Origin of the sequence: Promicromonospora sp. NFX87, from assembly GCF_048564965.1 — a bacterium.
Lineage (GTDB): Bacteria > Actinomycetota > Actinomycetes > Actinomycetales > Cellulomonadaceae > Promicromonospora.
Genome location: NZ_CP183413.1, coordinates 5,810,720 through 5,826,386, shown reverse-complemented (window position 1 = coordinate 5,826,386; position 15,667 = coordinate 5,810,720). Strand labels below are relative to the sequence as shown.

Annotated in this window: 13 protein-coding genes; 11 read left to right on the top strand and 2 right to left on the bottom strand. The window is 72.3% G+C overall.

The features are described from left to right. Positions 1 to 5: 5 nt before the first annotated feature. The 9 genes from nirB (at position 6) to ACNYC2_RS26045 (ending at position 11,022) form a co-directional block, all read left to right on the top strand. Positions 6 to 2,600, top strand: coding sequence for a nitrite reductase large subunit NirB (gene nirB / locus ACNYC2_RS26085; RefSeq protein ID WP_419704540.1), 2,595 nt, complete (start codon positions 6 to 8; stop codon positions 2,598 to 2,600). Beyond that, positions 2,597 to 3,037, top strand: coding sequence for a nitrite reductase small subunit NirD (nirD, locus tag ACNYC2_RS26080; RefSeq protein ID WP_419704539.1), 441 nt, complete (start codon positions 2,597 to 2,599; stop codon positions 3,035 to 3,037). Before nirB ends, nirD begins: the two co-directional genes overlap by 4 nt. 56 nt (positions 3,038 to 3,093) lie before the next feature. Next, complete coding sequence (gene cobA, locus ACNYC2_RS26075; RefSeq protein ID WP_419704538.1) at positions 3,094 to 3,873, top strand: uroporphyrinogen-III C-methyltransferase; 780 nt, start codon at positions 3,094 to 3,096, stop codon at positions 3,871 to 3,873. A 52-nt stretch (positions 3,874 to 3,925) separates the two neighbouring features. Continuing rightward, positions 3,926 to 5,017, top strand: coding sequence for a uroporphyrinogen-III synthase (locus ACNYC2_RS26070; RefSeq protein WP_419707908.1), 1,092 nt, complete (start codon positions 3,926 to 3,928; stop codon positions 5,015 to 5,017). Between the two features lie 100 nt (positions 5,018 to 5,117). Continuing rightward, complete coding sequence (locus ACNYC2_RS26065) at positions 5,118 to 6,890, top strand: RNA polymerase sigma factor (RefSeq protein WP_419704537.1); 1,773 nt, start codon at positions 5,118 to 5,120, stop codon at positions 6,888 to 6,890. 104 nt (positions 6,891 to 6,994) lie between these two features. Then, the gene (locus ACNYC2_RS26060; protein ID WP_419704536.1) at positions 6,995 to 7,573 is read left to right on the top strand and encodes a sigma-70 family RNA polymerase sigma factor; all 579 of its coding nucleotides are present in this window, start codon (positions 6,995 to 6,997) and stop codon (positions 7,571 to 7,573) included. Further along, the gene (locus tag ACNYC2_RS26055) at positions 7,570 to 9,327 is read left to right on the top strand and encodes a hypothetical protein (RefSeq protein ID WP_419704535.1); all 1,758 of its coding nucleotides are present in this window, start codon (positions 7,570 to 7,572) and stop codon (positions 9,325 to 9,327) included. Before ACNYC2_RS26060 ends, ACNYC2_RS26055 begins: the two co-directional genes overlap by 4 nt. 145 nt (positions 9,328 to 9,472) lie before the next feature. Continuing rightward, positions 9,473 to 10,024 carry a sigma-70 family RNA polymerase sigma factor gene (locus tag ACNYC2_RS26050; protein ID WP_419704534.1) on the top strand — a complete coding sequence of 184 codons (552 nt, stop codon included), beginning with the start codon at positions 9,473 to 9,475 and terminating at the stop codon, positions 10,022 to 10,024. Beyond that, positions 10,021 to 11,022 (top strand): hypothetical protein, encoded by a 1,002-nt coding sequence (locus tag ACNYC2_RS26045; protein ID WP_419704533.1) that lies wholly within the window; start codon positions 10,021 to 10,023, stop codon positions 11,020 to 11,022. Before ACNYC2_RS26050 ends, ACNYC2_RS26045 begins: the two co-directional genes overlap by 4 nt. Before the next feature lie 63 nt (positions 11,023 to 11,085). Here the strand turns inward: ACNYC2_RS26045 and ACNYC2_RS26040 are convergent, their stop codons facing one another. Together ACNYC2_RS26040 and ACNYC2_RS26035 are read right to left on the bottom strand one after the other, a co-directional pair. Next, positions 11,086 to 12,330: an oxygenase MpaB family protein gene (locus tag ACNYC2_RS26040; protein ID WP_419704532.1), complete on the bottom strand. Its 1,245-nt coding sequence runs from the start codon at positions 12,328 to 12,330 to the stop codon at positions 11,086 to 11,088. Positions 12,331 to 12,361: 31 nt separating this feature from the next. Further along, a complete protein-coding gene (locus ACNYC2_RS26035) occupies positions 12,362 to 13,564 on the bottom strand; it encodes an FAD-dependent monooxygenase (protein WP_419704531.1) in 1,203 nt (400 codons plus the stop codon). A 163-nt stretch (positions 13,565 to 13,727) separates the two neighbouring features. On the opposite strand from ACNYC2_RS26035, the gene ACNYC2_RS26030 reads away from it, so the two are divergent. Together ACNYC2_RS26030 and ACNYC2_RS26025 are read left to right on the top strand one after the other, a co-directional pair. After that, a complete protein-coding gene (locus ACNYC2_RS26030; RefSeq protein ID WP_419704530.1) occupies positions 13,728 to 14,330 on the top strand; it encodes a sigma-70 family RNA polymerase sigma factor in 603 nt (200 codons plus the stop codon). Beyond that, on the top strand, positions 14,327 to 15,562 hold the full coding sequence (locus ACNYC2_RS26025; RefSeq protein ID WP_419704529.1) for a hypothetical protein: 1,236 nt from the start codon (positions 14,327 to 14,329) through the stop codon (positions 15,560 to 15,562). Before ACNYC2_RS26030 ends, ACNYC2_RS26025 begins: the two co-directional genes overlap by 4 nt. Positions 15,563 to 15,667 lie beyond the last annotated feature (105 nt).

Sequence of the window (15,667 nt, the reverse complement as noted above, 5' to 3'; positions counted from 1 at the left end):
AAGGCATGGTCAACTCGGGCAATACTCAGCACCTCGTCGTGATCGGCGGCGGCATGGTCGCGCAGCGGCTCGTCGAGGCCCTGCGCGCCCGGGACGACGCCGGCCGCTACCACGTCACCGTCTTCGCGGAAGAGCCCCGCGTCCCCTACGACCGGGTGGGCCTGACCCGCTGGTTCGAGGACGGCGCCGAGGGCGTGGCCCTGGGCGACCCCGCCCTGTGGGCTGATCCGTACGTCACCCTGCACACCGACCGCAGGATCGACTCCATCGACCGCGAGGCCAAGACGGTCACCGACCGCCTCGGCAACGTCCACGCGTACGACGAGCTCGTGCTCGCCACCGGCTCCAGCGCCGCGATGCCGCCCATCCCGGGCAACGACCTGCCGGGCGTCTTCGTGTACCGCACCATCGACGACGTCGCCGCGCTGCGCGGCTGGGTGGAGCAGAAGCGCAAGAGCTACCTTGAGGGCAAGCCGGTCCGCGGCGCCGTGATCGGCGGCGGCCTGCTCGGCCTGGAGGCAGCCGGGGCGCTCACCGCGCTGGACGCGCAGGCCACCGTCATCGAGTTCGGCACCCACCTGATGGGCGTGCAGGTCGACCTCGGCGGCGGCCAGGCGCTCAAGCGCCTCATCAACGGCAAGGGCATCGGCGTGCGCGCCGAGACCGCGACCAGCCAGATGAAGCCGCACCGCCGCACCGGTCACGTGGGCCGGCTGGACTTCGCCGACGGCGGCCGGCTCGACGTCGACGTCGTGGTGGTGGCCACCGGCGTGCGGCCCCGGGACGAGCTCGCTCGCGCGGCCGGCCTGCCGGTCGGCGAGCGCGGCGGCGCCGTCGTCGACCTCTCCTGCCGCACCGAGGACCCGTACATCTGGGCCGTCGGCGAGGTGGCCTGCATCGAGGGCCGCTGCATCGGCCTCGTCGCGCCCGGCAACACGATGGCCGAGGTGGTCGTGGACCGCCTGCTCGGCGGCCTCGCCGAGTTCCCCGGCGCGGACACCGCGACCAAGCTCAAGCTCTCCGGCGTCGACGTCGCGTCGTTCGGCGACGCGCACGCCCGCACGGAGGACGCCGTCGAGGTGGTCTGGGCCGACCCCGTGGCCGGCGTCTACAAGAAGCTCGTCCTGTCCGACGACGCCCGCACCCTCCTGGGCGGCGTCTTCGTGGGCGACGCCGGACCGTACGCCAGCCTGCGCCCGATGCTCGGCGCGGAGCTGCCCGGCGACGACCCGAGCGCGTTCCTCCTCCCCGAGGGTGGCGGCGGCGCCCCGAACCTGGAGCTGCCGGACGAGGCGAACGTCTGCTCCTGCAACAACGTCTCCGCCGGAGCGATCCGCGGCGCCGTCACCGAGCACCAGTGCACCGACGTCCCGGGCGTGAAGGCCTGCACCCGCGCCGGCACCACCTGCGGCGCCTGCCTGCCGCTGGTGAAGAAGCTCGTCGACACCGAGCTGGAGCGCGCGGGCATCGAGGTCAGCACCGCGCTGTGCGAGCACTTCGAGATGTCCCGCGCCCAGCTGTTCGACGCCGTCCGGGTCGCCGACCTGCACTCCTTCAGCGACATCGTGGCCCGGTTCGGGCAGCCGGACAGCCGTGGCTGCGACATCTGCAAGCCCGTCGTCGCCTCCATCCTGGCGAGCCTGGGCAACGGCCACATCCTGTCGGGCGAGCAGTCCACGCTGCAGGACACCAACGACCACATGCTGGCCAACCTGCAGAAGGACGGCACGTACTCGGTGGTCCCGCGGATGCCCGGCGGCGAGGTCACCCCGGAGGGTCTGATCGTCGTCGGCCAGGTCGCCAAGGACTTCGGGCTGTACACGAAGATCACGGGCGGCCAGCGCATCGACATGTTCGGCGCCCGCGTCGAGCAGCTCCCGGACATCTGGCGCCGCCTGGTCGACGCCGGTTTCGAGTCGGGGCACGCGTACGGCAAGTCGCTGCGCACGGTGAAGTCGTGCGTCGGGTCGACATGGTGCCGCTACGGCGTCCAGGACTCCGTGGGCATGGCCGTCGAGCTGGAGCTGCGCTACCGCGGCCTGCGCTCGCCGCACAAGCTCAAGATGGGCGTCTCCGGCTGCGCCCGCGAGTGCGCCGAGGCGCGCGGCAAGGACGTGGGCGTCATCGCCACGGACAAGGGCTGGAACATCTACGTGGGCGGCAACGGCGGCCAGACGCCGCGGCACGCGAAGCTGCTCGCCGAGGACCTGACGTCCGAGGAGCTCCTGCGCACCATCGACCGCTTCCTCATGTACTACGTGCGCACGGCCGACCGGCTGCAGCGCACCGCGCCGTGGATCGAGGAGGTCGAGGGCGGCCTGGAGGGTGTCCGCGAGGTCATCATGGAGGACTCGCTCGGCATCTGTGCCGACCTGGACTCCGCCATGGCCCGCCACGTCGAGAACTACGAGGACGAGTGGAAGGCCGTGCTCGAGGACCCGGAGAAGCTGCGCCGGTTCTCGTCGTTCGTCAACGCCCCCAAGGACGCCGACCCGTCGCTCGCCTACGTCGAGGAGCGCGGTCAGCGCCGCCCCGCGACGGCGGAGGAGCGCGCGTCTGGCGTCGTCATCGCGGGCCCGAAGCTGGAGGTACGAGCATGAGCGTCAACGACGTGTCAGAAGTACAGGTCACCGGGGTGACCTGGGAGTCTGACAGCTCGGCGGTGACCCGGTGGGAGCGGGCCTGCCTGCTCACCGACCTCTTTCCCGAGCGCGGCGCGGCAGCGCTCTTCGGCGACGTGCAGGTGGCGCTCTTCCGCCTCGCGGAGGACCCGGCGGACCCGACCCAGGGCGGGCGGGTGTACGCCGTCCAGAACCTCGACCCGTTCTCCGCGGCGCACGTGATGTCGCGCGGGATCGTCGGCACGCGGGCCGGCGTGCCCACCGTGGCCGCTCCGGTCTACAAGCAGGTGTTCTCCCTGGTCACCGGCGAGTGCCTGGTCGCGGCGGACAAGACCCCCAAGGGCGACCTGCCGCCGGACCTCACCACCTACCCGGTGGAGGTCCGCGACGGCGTGGTCCACGTGGGCCTCCCGTGACCGTGTCAGAAGCACAGGTCACTCCGGTGACCCGGGTGTCTGACAAGTTGGGGCGGGTGACGCTTGTGGGGGGCGGGCCCGGGGCCGTGGATCTCCTGACGCTTCGCGCCTGGCGTGCGCTGCAGTCGGCGGACGTCGTGGTCGCGGACCGGCTGGGTCCCGTCGAGATCCTCGCCGAGCTCCCGCCGCACGTCCGCGTGGTCGACGTCGGCAAGGAGCCCGGCCGGCACCCCGTGCCGCAGGAGCGCATCAACGAGATCCTCGTGGAGCACGCGCTGGCGGGCGCGCACGTGGTGCGCCTCAAGGGCGGCGACCCGTTCGTGCTGGGCAGGGGCGGCGAGGAGGTCATCGCGTGCGTGGCCGCCGGCGTGCGGGTCGAGGTGGTGCCGGGCGTGACGTCCGCCGTCGCCGTGCCCGGCCTGGCCGGTATCCCGCTCACCCACCGTGGGGTCACCACGGGCTTTCACGTGGTCTCCGGCCACTGCGCCGCCGGGTCGGACGACGTGTCCGAGAAGTCCGGACCGCTCGACGCCGCGGCCGTGGCCTGCGTGCGGGACGCCACCGCTACTCTTGTCGTACTGATGGGGGTGCGGTCCCTCGGCGCGATAGTGGCGCAGTCCCTGGCCGCAGGCGCAGATCCCGCAACCCCGGTGGCGATCGTGGAGAACGGTTCCACCGCGGAGCAGCGTGTCACCCGGGCACGCCTCGACGAGGCAGCCGGTGTGGCAGCGGTTCGCGGGGTGCGGTCACCCGCGGTCGTCGTCATAGGCCGCGTGGCAGCAGAAGGTCTCCTGGAGGTTACGAGTGAGCGACGTCTGGCAGGTGCCGGTGTCTGATGTCGTAGCGCCTGCCCACGCCCAGGCGACCCACCCGACGCTGGGCCAGGTGATGGCCGGCGCGACGGTTCTCGTCACCGCCGAACGCCGGGCCGCCGAGCTCGCGGCGGCCCTGGAGCGGCGCGGCGCCACGATCCGGCACGCGCCGGCGCTGAGCATGATCCCGCACGTCGACGACGAGACCCTGATCGCGGCGACCCGCGCGATCATCTCGGCCCCGCCCAACGTCCTGGTGGTCACCACCGGGATCGGCTTCCGCGCCTGGATCGAGGCCGCCGACGCGCACGGGCTCGCCGAGCCGCTCCTCGAGCTGCTCGCCAGGACCCGGATCGTCGCGCGCGGCCCCAAGGCCCGCGGCGCCATCCAGGCCGCGGGCCTGCAGGCCGACTGGGTCGCCGAGTCCGAGACGTCCGCCGAGGTGGCGGAGGTGCTGCTCAGCGAGGGTGTGCAGGGTCTGCGCATCGCCATCCAGCACCACGGCGCGGGCGCCGACGGCCTGGACGAGGTGTTCGAGAAGGCGGGGGCGCAGGTCGCCAGCCTGGTGGTCTACCGGTGGGGACCGGCGCCCGACCCGGCGGCGCTGCGCGCCTCGGTGCACGCGCTGGCCGACGGCGAGATCGACGCCGTCGTCTTCACCTCTGCCCCCGGCGCCGAGGCCTGGCTCCGGACCGTCGAGGAGGAGCGGCTGCTCGATCGCGTGCGCGCCCGGTTCGTCGACGGCGGGACCGTGGCGGCCGCCGTCGGGCCGATCACGGCGCAGCCGCTGGAACACCGGGGGATCGTGCCGCTGCAGCCCGAGCGCGGCCGGCTCGGGGCGCTCGTCCGCGCGCTGGTGGGTCACTACGAGCACATCGAGTCCGTCGCCCTGGCCACCGTCGCCGGGTCGCTGGTGATCCGGGCGCGCGTCGCGGTGCTGGACGGAAAGGTGCTGCCCCTGTCACCGACGGGTGTGGCGGTGCTGCGGCTGCTCGCCGCGGCCGAGGGCGACGTCGTGCCGCGCGAGCAGGTGCTCGCCGCGCTGCCCGGCGACTCGCAGGACACGCATGCCGCCGAGGTCGCGATCGCGCGTCTCCGCGAGGCTGCGGGCCGCCGCGACCTCATCCGCACGGTGGTCAAGCGCGGCTACCGCATCGAGCTCGCCTGACCTTTCTCTTCGCGGCCCGACGAGATTTCTCGTCACCGGCATCATCGTTCGTCTCTCCCCACCCGTCAGGGAGCATGAAGAGGGAGAGGGGGCGTCTGACATGGCGCAGTGGGAGACAGAGCTCGAGGAGCTCATGGAGCGGCGCAGCCGCGCGCTGGTCGGGTATGCGTACACGCTGACGCGCGACCTGCCGCGGGCGGAGGACCTGGTGCAGGACGCGCTGGTCAAGGTGTTCTCGCGCCTGCGCCGTCCGGCCGGGAGCAGCGAGGGCGGACAGAGCATGCGCCTGGACCAGGACGAGCCCCGGCTGACCAACGCGGAGGCCTACGTGCGCCGGGCGATCCTGACGATCTACCTGGACGGCTACCGGCGGCAGAACAGCTGGACGGGCATCAAGCACCTGCTCGCCGACGACGCCTTCGCGCCCGCGGCGGAGCGCGCCGCGACAGCAAGGGTCGACGTCGGCCTGGCGCTGGCGCGCCTGTCCCCGCGGCAGCGCGAGTCGGTGGTGCTGCGCTTCTTCGAGGACATGACCGTGCCCCAGATCGCGCAGACGCTCGGGACGAGCCCCGGCACCATCAAGCGGCACCTGTCCAACGCGATGGAGCTGCTGCGCACGTCGCTCGCGGAGATGAACGTGCCGGAGATGGAGACCGCGTTCGAGGACCGCCTCGGCGCCGTGTCGGGTTCGGTCCGCCGCCGCCGGGCCGTGAAGGTCGGCGCCCTCGGCGGGGCCACGCTGGTGATCGCGGGTCTGCTGGCCGTCGCCGCGCTGTGGGGGCCCGACCGTCTCCTGTCGGAGCCGGTACCGCCGGCCACGCCGAGCCCTGGGGTGTCGGGCGTGCCGGTCGCCGGCTGGGTGCCCGGCGGCTGGCAGACGCGGGGCGAGCAGTACCACTGCGGCATGGAGGTGACGGACCTGACGTCGACGTCGGACGCCGTGCGCCTGGAGCTGACCGGCGACCTCGAGCTCGTGGAAGGTGTGGAGGACGGCAGCGGGCCACAGGACGACCATCTGTCGGCGCCCATCAGGATCTCTCGGCCCGACGCCGAAGGTCCGGACCTCGACGCTGGTTACCCTCAGCTCGTCTTCGCTCAGAACGGCCTGGTGACCGACATCGGCAGGGGCTGGAACGAGGGTGGGTACAGCCTGCCCGGTGACCGCGTGTCCCTGGACCGCGTCGCCGAGGCGGACGGCACCACCGCGTGCGGTGCGTGGACGACGGACGGTGTGACCCCCTGGGAGAGGTACCTGGACGCGCGCCCGGCAGGTACGTACGACGTGTACGTCGTGCTGCCGTGGAGCGACCTCGACGGCACCAGCGGCGTGGCCGTCAGCGACCCCGTCACCATGGAGGTTCCCGCGGTCGAGGTGCGGGAAGAGGCGCCGTTGGGCGTCGACATCCGCGACGGCTACCAGCCGCCGTGGCTCGAGGGTACGAGCCTGGCTTGCGGCGTCCATGCGTCCGATATCCCTGGCGGCTCCTGGAAGCGCGGGGTGCTGTCGGGCCTGGACCTGAACATCGAGCCCTCCGGCAACGAAGTGACTGTGCGGCTCACCGAGACCGAGGGGGAGTCCATCGACACGACCCGTACGCCGTTCACCCTGGTATGGCTCAGCGACGGGCGCGTGGTCGGGGTCGGCAGCGATGTGTGGTCCGATCCGGTGGAGCGCTTCCAGGTGGACGCCGACGGCGAGTGGTCCGCCGTCGTACCGGTCACCGAGCCGGACCTGACCTGCCTCACGGACCCGGGCGCCGGGATGCCGGCTGGGAGCTACGAGGCGTACGCCCTCACGGAGCTCGACCCCGGCTCGGGTGGCGAGCGGCAGTTCATGTCCACGAGCGTCGGCGGCCATACCGTCCAGGAATGACCCTGGGTAGGCGGCGCAACCGCTGACCAACGAAACCCTCGCGTGGCGCGTCATGGTGGGTGTGGAGACGATGACGGCACATACGCACCCGGGGGGTGGGGGCCATGGCGGGGTGGGAGAACGAGCTCGATGAGCTCATGCGAGCGCGCGGCAGCGCGCTCGTCCGCTACGCCTACATGCTCTCGGGTGACCGCGCGCTCGCCGAGGACCTGGTCCAGGACGCGCTGGTCAAGGTCTACTCGCGGCTGCGCGGCACGCCCGCCGTCTCCGGGGCGGTGGGTGTGCCCCAGGGCAGCCAGGCGCACGACCTCGACTCCCCGTTCACGAACGCCGAGGGCTACGTGCGACGGGCGGTGCTCACCATCTACCTGGACGGCTACCGCAAGCGGCAGCGCTGGACGGGGATCAAGCACCTCCTGGCCGACGACCTCAGTACCCGTGGTGCTGACCAGGCAGCCTCGGCGCGCATCGACGTGATGGCGGCGCTCGCACGGCTCGGCGCTCGCGAGCGGGCCTGCGTGGTGCTCCGCTACTTCGAGGACATGACGGTGCCGCAGATCGCCGACGCCCTGGGTACCGCCCAGGGAACTGTCAAGCGGTACCTGTCTGATGCCACCAAGAACATGCAGGAGTACTTGCGCCCCGACGACTTCCGACCCGCCGAAGGGAGGGCTGCCCGATGAACATCGAACGTAACGACAGCTGGAACGAAGACAACGACTTCCTGAGCGGCGCGCTCCGTGACGCCGCCGACAAGATTCCCGGTGGGGAGGTGGACGACTTGCACATCTCATTCGGAGTGGTGCGTGACCGCGTGCGCCGCCGTCGCGCCGCCAAGATCGGCAGCCTCGCCGGCGTCAGCCTCGTGCTGGTGGGCGGGATCGCCTTCGGCGCTACCCAGACGCCGCTGCTGCGGAGCGATGGTCCGGTGCTTCCCGGTCAGTCCCAGGGCACGTTCATGACGCCGGCCCCGGACGACTCCGCGCGAGACTCCGCGACCGAGGCGCCGGAGCCCAGCCCGGGCGGGTCGCCCGCCCGGGACGACATCAGGGTCGGCTACACACCCTCGTGGCTCGCGGATCTCGGGCTCGGCCTGGAGTGCGGTATGCCCGTGGCTGACCTGACGACGACGGCTGCGGGCTGGTCCGTGGCGGCGGCGGGCGACATGTACGCCAGGATCTCCAACTACGGGGGCGTCTCGTCGCCGACCCGGTTCATGGGGGCGACGGTTCAAAGAGGGGCCGGGTCGCTCGACGTGCCTCCGACCGTCGTGTGGAGCCAGGACGGCGTGGTGGTGGACCTGGGGGTGAACGTCTTCGGCGCGCCGGGCTCGCAGGTCGAGCCGCTGATCGCCTCCGGGGACGGAGCCGTCGAGGCCGAGGCTCGCGTGGCGTCGACGTGCATACCGACCGAGACCGACGACCGCGACATCTTCGAGACGTCGCTCCCTGACGGCGAGTACGAGGTGCAGGTGATCGCCTTCCCCGAGGTGGCCTCGGGCCAGTGGGAGATGACGGTGAGCGAGCCGGTAGACGTCCACCTCGACGGCACCGGCGCGCACAGCGCGACCGGGGCACGTGGCGGCGCGGCGACGATCGAGCCCCTCGCGCCCGACGAGAACGAGCTGACCCGGTTCGTGCTCGACCGCACCACCGACTGGGTCCTGGCGCAGCAGGAGCAGAGCGACTACAGCTCTACCGGCCCCGCGCGGCTCACCGCTCAGTGCGAGAGCGTGAGCGCCGGTGACTCGGTGCCGTTCGAGATAGTGGTGCCGTCGACCCAGGACGTGGTCGACTCCGGCTCCATCAGTTGCGACGCCACCCAGCAGGTCAGCACGATCGAGGTGCCGGACGTCGGCGGCGAGGTCCTCGACATCCGGTTGCGCGACGTGCCCGACGGCGTCGCGCGGTTCGAGGCCGTCCTGGCCCCGGGCGGCGGTGGCGGTGGTGATCCCGCGGCCGACTGCTCGGCCAGCGGCCTGACCATGGAGTACGACCCGGCCCGTTCGCCGAGCGAGGGCGCGAGCACCACGGCTCGGGCCATCGTGGCCGCGGCCCTGGACTGCGACTCCGGCCGGCTGGTCGACCTGGCCACCGTGTACCCGACGGAGCTGATGATCACCGGCGAACCCGCTGAGGACGTCTTCGCCCTGCCGGAGGGCGAGGAGCAGCACTACCGCACCTTGGTCGCCCTGCTGGCCGGGACCGGCGGCGCGTTCAACGGTGGGGACGCCGGCAACCAGACAGTGGTGTGGCCCCGGGTCGTCGCCGAGGAGTTCCGCGACTCCGACGAGGCGTGGCAGGAGGTGGTGGACGCCGGCCTGCTCACGCAGGAGCAGGCTGATGCCCAGCGGGCCGACGAGACCTTCGGCTACACCGGGATGCGGATCGCCATCGACGAGTCCGGTGCCTGGAGGTACTACTCCCCCACGCCGTGACGTGAACGCCCGCTCCGGACGGTTCGTGTCACAACGGTTTCTGTGCCCCGCTCGTATCAGTGTGTGAGCGGGGCACAGGGGCCCGCCGCGGCGAACGGGACGAACACATGACCGGTGAGGCGTTGGGACAGAGGGCGGGGGCATCGTGAGCACCCGCTGGGACGACGAGCTCACGGACCTCGTCACGAGCAGAGGGCGTGCCCTCGTGGGGTACGGGTACGCGCTGACGGGTGACGTGCGGCGGGCGGAGGACCTGGTCCAGGACGCCCTGGTGCGCGTCTTCCGGCGGTTCCGCCGCCCCGAGGCCGCGGGTACGTCCGGTCGCACGGAGTTTCCCCTGAACGACGGCGGGAGCCACGCGGGCATCGAGGCCTACGTGCGGCGGACGATGCTCAACCTCTATGTCGACGAGAGCCGCCGGTTCGCGCTGTGGCGCAAGGCCGAGCCCAAGCTGGCGGTGCCGGACCAGATCAAGGCGCCCGCGTCGGACATCACCGCCCGCGCGGACGTGACGGCAGCGTTGCGGGGCCTGAGCCCGCGCCAGCGTGCGTGCGTGGTGCTCCGCTTCTACGACGACCTGACCGTGCCGCAGATCGCCACGACCCTCGGCATCTCGCAGGGCACCATCAAGCGATACCTGGCCGACGGGATCCACGCGCTGCGTGGGGTGCTGGTGCCGGAAGGAGACCTCACATGAGCGGGCACGACGATCTTGGGTTCGACGGCGGCCTCGGCCGTGGCCGCGAGGTCCTGAAGCAGACCATCGGCGCGCTGGTCGAGGGGGCCACGCCCACCGGCGTGCCCAGTACACCGGAGGAGAACCTCGGCCTCCTGCGCCGCCGGGTGCGCACCTGGCGTATCGCCAAGGCAGGGGCGGTAGGGCTGACCGGGGCCGTCGTGGTGGGGGCGCTCGCCTTCAGCACCGCGCAGGCCTCGACCTGGACCCGGTCGGAACCGCTGCCGGGCCGGCCCACCATCCAGAGCACCGAGAGAGGCCCGGTGCCGTCGGAGATCCCGACGTCGCGCATGTCGCCGAGCCCGTCGGCGTCCGCGAGCCCGTCGCCGTCGTCATCGCCGTCCAGCACACCCCAGGCGACACCGTCGGGAGGCGCGGACGTCGACCCGGAGCCGGAGCCGAGCGCGTCGTCGGTGGAGACGGATCCGGCCGACGTGATCACCGCGCCGTTCGACGACGGGTACCGGCCCTGGGGCGTCGACGATGATCCCACGTGGTGCGGTATGCCGGACACGGACCTGGTGTCGACGAGCCCGTCGGTGTCGATCGAGATCACCGGGGACCTGACCTATGCGCGCGGGGAGGGAGGATCCATCCCGGTCCGGCTCGTAGGGGAGATGCCGGGCTACGACGGGCCTGCAGGCGATGGCGATGGCATCGGGAACGGGGCGATCCTGATCTGGTCACAGGGCGGGCGCGTGGTCGACCTGGGCGAGTACTGGCATGAGGCCAACTACGAGATCCCGCCGGCGCTCAACGAGACAGGGGAGTGGACCGGCGTGGCGGAGGTGCCCCCTCACAGCTCCTGCATCGAGGCGGACCGGGAGGAGGGTCTGTCCGGCTACGACAACGTCCGCGCGGCAGGGACGTACCAGGTGCGGGCCGCGCAGGTGCACACGGTCGGCGACGGCAAGATGGAGCTGCTCTTCAGCGAACCGGTCACCGTGACGATTCCCTGACCCCTCACTGGATCCCATGAGTCAGACGCCCAGGTCACCCGAGTGACCTGGGTGTCTGACACGTCAGGGGGAATCCGGCTGGTAGCTCGCCACTGTCGCGTGGGTCCGGCGTCGGCCCCAGCGGTCGAGGCGCTCCCTGCCCCGGCGGGTCCGGCCCAGCACGCGGTACCGCAACGTGTTGAGCGGCAGGAGGTACGCGTGCGCCCACGGCGGACGCAGCGGCAGGCCGAGCTCGCGCATGCTGCGCACCCCGAGGAACGCCGTCAGCATCGACAGCAGCCGTTCCCGCTCGAACCCCGCGCGGAACGGCTGCCACCAGGACGGCCCGCGGTACGTCCGCTCGGCCTGCGCGGCGACCACGGCCCGGGCGAGGCGTGGCCCCGCCTCGGAGATCCCGGCCTGAGCGAGCAGCACGTGGTAGTTGAGGCGGTGTCGCTGCCACTCGTCGTCGACCAGGAAGTCCGGGTGCACGCCCAGCAGGTGCCCCACCCACCGCCACAGGTGCATCAGGGCACGGCTGTCCGACGGCGGGACGCGGACCCCGAGCGCCCGGCACCCGAGGATCAGGGTGCCGTCGAACAGCCCGAGCGTCGCCGCCTGGTCCGCCTGGTTGACCGGCAGGCCCCACCGCGCGGTGTCCCAGCGGTCTCGCTGGCCCTGCCGGTCCGGGTCCGTGAACGACGCGTTCACCAGGGCGTGCATCACGCGGACGTGCACGGTGGCTCGCCAGGCCGGGGCGTACGGCCGCAGCGCTCCGGGTTCGGACAGCCCGATCGTCCACTCCTGCGTCTCCCGGAGCCGGCGCAGCGCCCCGCCGGTCAGCGCACCGGTCGCCGCGAGCAGGTCCGTGGGGCCGCCGAACCGGTACCCGCCGACAAGGGAGAGCTGGAGCAGCACGTCGGACGAGTTCTGCCCGAGCCGCCGCTGTACGGCTGCGCCCTCCTCGACAAGATCCCAGTCGACCCAGCCGGGCACGGCGGTGACCTCGTCGAGGAGCTGGCGCAGAGCTATGGGAGAACCGACGTCGCCCGCACCGTCGCCCGCGAGCGCTGCCCGGACCTGCTTGTGGGTCACGCGTCCGGGAGCACCCGCCGGGAGCCGCATCGCCGCGGCGAGCGCCGCCCCGGCGTCGTCCTGCTCGAAGAAGGCCCGGCCGATCCGGTCCAGGAGCGCCTCGTCCACGCCGCGCACACCCCCGAACCAGCGCAGCGGGCGTCCGATCCGGGCGCCGCGGGCCTCGGCGGAGCGGAACCGGAGCGGGTGCGTCGGCGCGGCAGGCCGGCCGACGTCGTCCGTGGTGCTGGCCATGCCCCATCCTGACCCGCCCGGCGCGGCGCCGTCAGCCTCGGGGGCTTCTGGAGTCCGGCACCCCCGCGTAGTCGGGCAGCTCGACGCCGTTGATCGCGCGCTCGACCACCTCCATGAGTGCTGCCATGTCGGGCTCCGGCGCAGGTCCGGCGTCCGGATCGGGCGCGCTGAGGCTCTGCACGTGCATCCGGCCGATCTCCTGGTTGGCCTCGACGATCGGGCGCATCCGCGCCTCGTAGGCGGCGAACCCCGCCTCCGGGTCCCAGCCGGCGGAGGCCAGCTCTCCGGCCAGCAGGTAGGCGCCCACCAGGGCCAGCCCGGTGCCCCCGCCGGACATCGGTGACGAGCTGAACGCCGCGTCGCCGAGCAGCCCCACGCGACCGTTCGACCACCGGTGCATCACCACCTGGGCGACCTGGTCGAGGTAGAAGTCCGGGGTGTCGTCCAGGTGTGCGAGGACGCGCGGGGTCAACCAGCCCAGGTCGGCGACCCGCTCGCGCAGCAGGTCCTTCTGGGCGGCGACGTCTCGGTGGTCGACGTCGAAGTCGGCCGAGGGGAAGGAGAACATGGCCATCGCCTGTTCGGCGTCGTGGATGGGCCGCAGGAGTGCGGAGCGCCCTGACGCCTGGTGCTGGTAGTCGTACACCCAGCGGTCCAGCCCGAACTCGTTGGGCACGCTGTAGAAGGCCAGCACGAGCCCGAGGTGCCGGACGTACTGCTCGTGCGGCCCGAAGGCCATGGCACGCAGTGCCGAGTGCAGCCCGTCGGCTCCGATCACCAGGTCGAAGCGCCGCCGGTCCCCGCCCGCGAAGGTCACGTCGACCCCGTCCGCGTCCTGGGTGAGCTCGGTGATCCGGTCGCCGAAGACGTACTCGACGCCGTCCCGGGTGTCGTCGTGGAGCACCCGGGACAGGTCCCCGCGCAGGATCTCGATCTCCGAGATGTACCCGTCGCCGCCGTCGTCCTCCGCGCTGAAGGTCTCCAGCACGTTCCCGTCCGCGTCCACGGTGTACGCGCCGGCGGTCTCGGTGCGGGCCGCGCGCACCGCGTCGTCCAGCCCCATCCGCCGGATGATCTCCCTGGCCACCCCGCGAGCGTCCACCGCCTGCCCACCGGGACGCAGGTCCGGCGCCCGCTCCACCACGGTCACCTCGGCTCCCCGCCGGTGCAGCCAGTGGGCCAGCGCGGGTCCCGCGATGCTCGCCCCCGTCACCAATACCCTGGCGCCGCTCATGGTGCTCTCCGCTCATCCGTGGTTCCGAGTTGCCGTCCGAGCAGTAGACGCGCTCGCGGTGGGGAACTCATCGGCAGGGCGGTTCGGACCGGTTGCCGAATCCCCCCAACCTCGTGGCGGGTTGGTTCGTCGATACGGTCAGGACAGCAGGAAGGAGCCGGCAATGGGCTGGCACGAAGACCTGGAGACGCTTGCCGCACAGCGCGGCAGCGTGCTCGTCGGGTACGCGTACACGTTGTGCGGCGATGTGCGGCAGGCCGAGGACCTGGTGCAGGAGGCGCTGGTCAAGTACTGCTCCCGACTGGTGCGGCCTGGCGGCCGCCGCGGGGCAGCGGCGTCGGGCATGCACACGGTGCCGCTGGACGGGCAGCAGGACCGGCCCCACCGGCAGGCCGTGGAGTTCGCCGAGGCGTACGTGCGCCGCATGGTGCTGAACCTCTACCTGGACGGCTGGCGCCGCCGGAAGAGGTGGGCGGACATCGAGCCGCAGATCGCGACTGACGACCGGGTGCGGTTTCCCGACTCGGGGATCACCGCCCGCGCCGACGTGGTGCAGGCACTCTCGCGGCTCTCGCCCCGGCAGCGGGCGTGCGTGGTGCTGCGCTACTTCGAGGACATGACCATCAACCAGGTGGCGGAGACGCTCGGGAACGCCCCGGGCACCGTCAAGCGCCACCTCCATGACGCGCTGCACGTCCTGCGGGACGTGCTGGAACCGGCTGGATCGGCCGCTGGATCGGCCACGGCAGAGGGAGCATTGCGATGAACCAGCACGACGACGGCCGGGGCCAGGACCACGGCTGGGAGGATCCGGCGGAGGCTGATCTGCTGAAGGTGACGCTCGGCGCGATGGCGGGCGGGGTGGACCCGGCGTCTCCCACGGGCCCTGCCGCGGTGATGCCGCTGATGAGCAAGCGGGTGCGACGGCGTCGGACGGCGAAGCTGGGCGGGCTCGGCGGTGGCGCACTTGCCCTGGCGGGCGCGCTGGTGCTCGGGGCGGGGCAGCTGGCGCCTCCGGACCAGTCCGAGGTGCTGCTGCCGGGCGGGTCCACGCCCTCGCAGTCGGCTGAGGCCTCGCCGTCGCCCAGGCCGGACCTCCAGATCCGGGACGGCTACCAGCCCGAGTGGCTCGCCGGGACCGACCTGACGTGCGGCATGCCGGTGGCTGATCTGGAGTCCACGGCGCAGGGCTGGTCGGTCGCGCCGGCCGGCGACATCTACGAGCGGCCGGGAGACCTCAGCAGCGGCGAGCCCGTGACGCAGCGCGGCATGGCGGCGACCGTCAAGGAGGGGGATGGGACGCTCCAGGGGGCCCCCGTATTGGTGTGGAGCCAGGACGGCGTGGTGGTGGACGTGGGAACCGAGGTCTTCGTGGCGTCGGAGCTGCGCGCTCCGCTGCTCGGTTCCGGGGCGGATGTCATCGAGGCCCTGGGCGGTGCGGTCTCGACCTGCATGCCCAGCGGGACCGGTGACAGCACGGTCTTCGAGACACCGCTGCCCGAGGGGGACTACGACGTCCGGGTGGTCGCGCTTCCGACCGACCAATCGGGCGGCCTGGCGGTGGCGGTGAGCGACCCGGTGCAGGTCCGGATCGACGCCGACGGCGCCCACAGCCCGACCAACGAGCGTGGCGGTGAGTCGGTGATCGAGTTCCCGGAGCCGGTCGACGGCCAGGTCGCGCGGTTCGACCTGGACCGCACCACCGACTGGGTCACCGCGGAGCTGACCCGGCCCCGCTACTCGTCCGGCACGCCGATGCGGGTCGTGGGCCAGTGCGACGGACCGGACCCGGAGGCCCTGCTGCCGATCGAGGTGGTGCTGTGGCCCACCGGCGACGTGCTCGCGTCCACCCAGATCTCCTGTGACGGGGACGAGGCCGGGGAGGAGGTCGAGATTCCGGCGGACGCGGGGGCGACCCTCGACATCCGGCTACCCAGCATCCCCGACGGCGTGGGCCGAGCCTGGGTCTCCCTGGAACCGGCGACGCCAGAGAGCTGACCCACCGACGTGTCAGACGCTCAGGTCACCCGGGTGACCTGAGCGTCTGACACGTCTGGGTCGCGCGGGCAGGGCGACATAATGGCCAGGTGACTGCCCAGACAT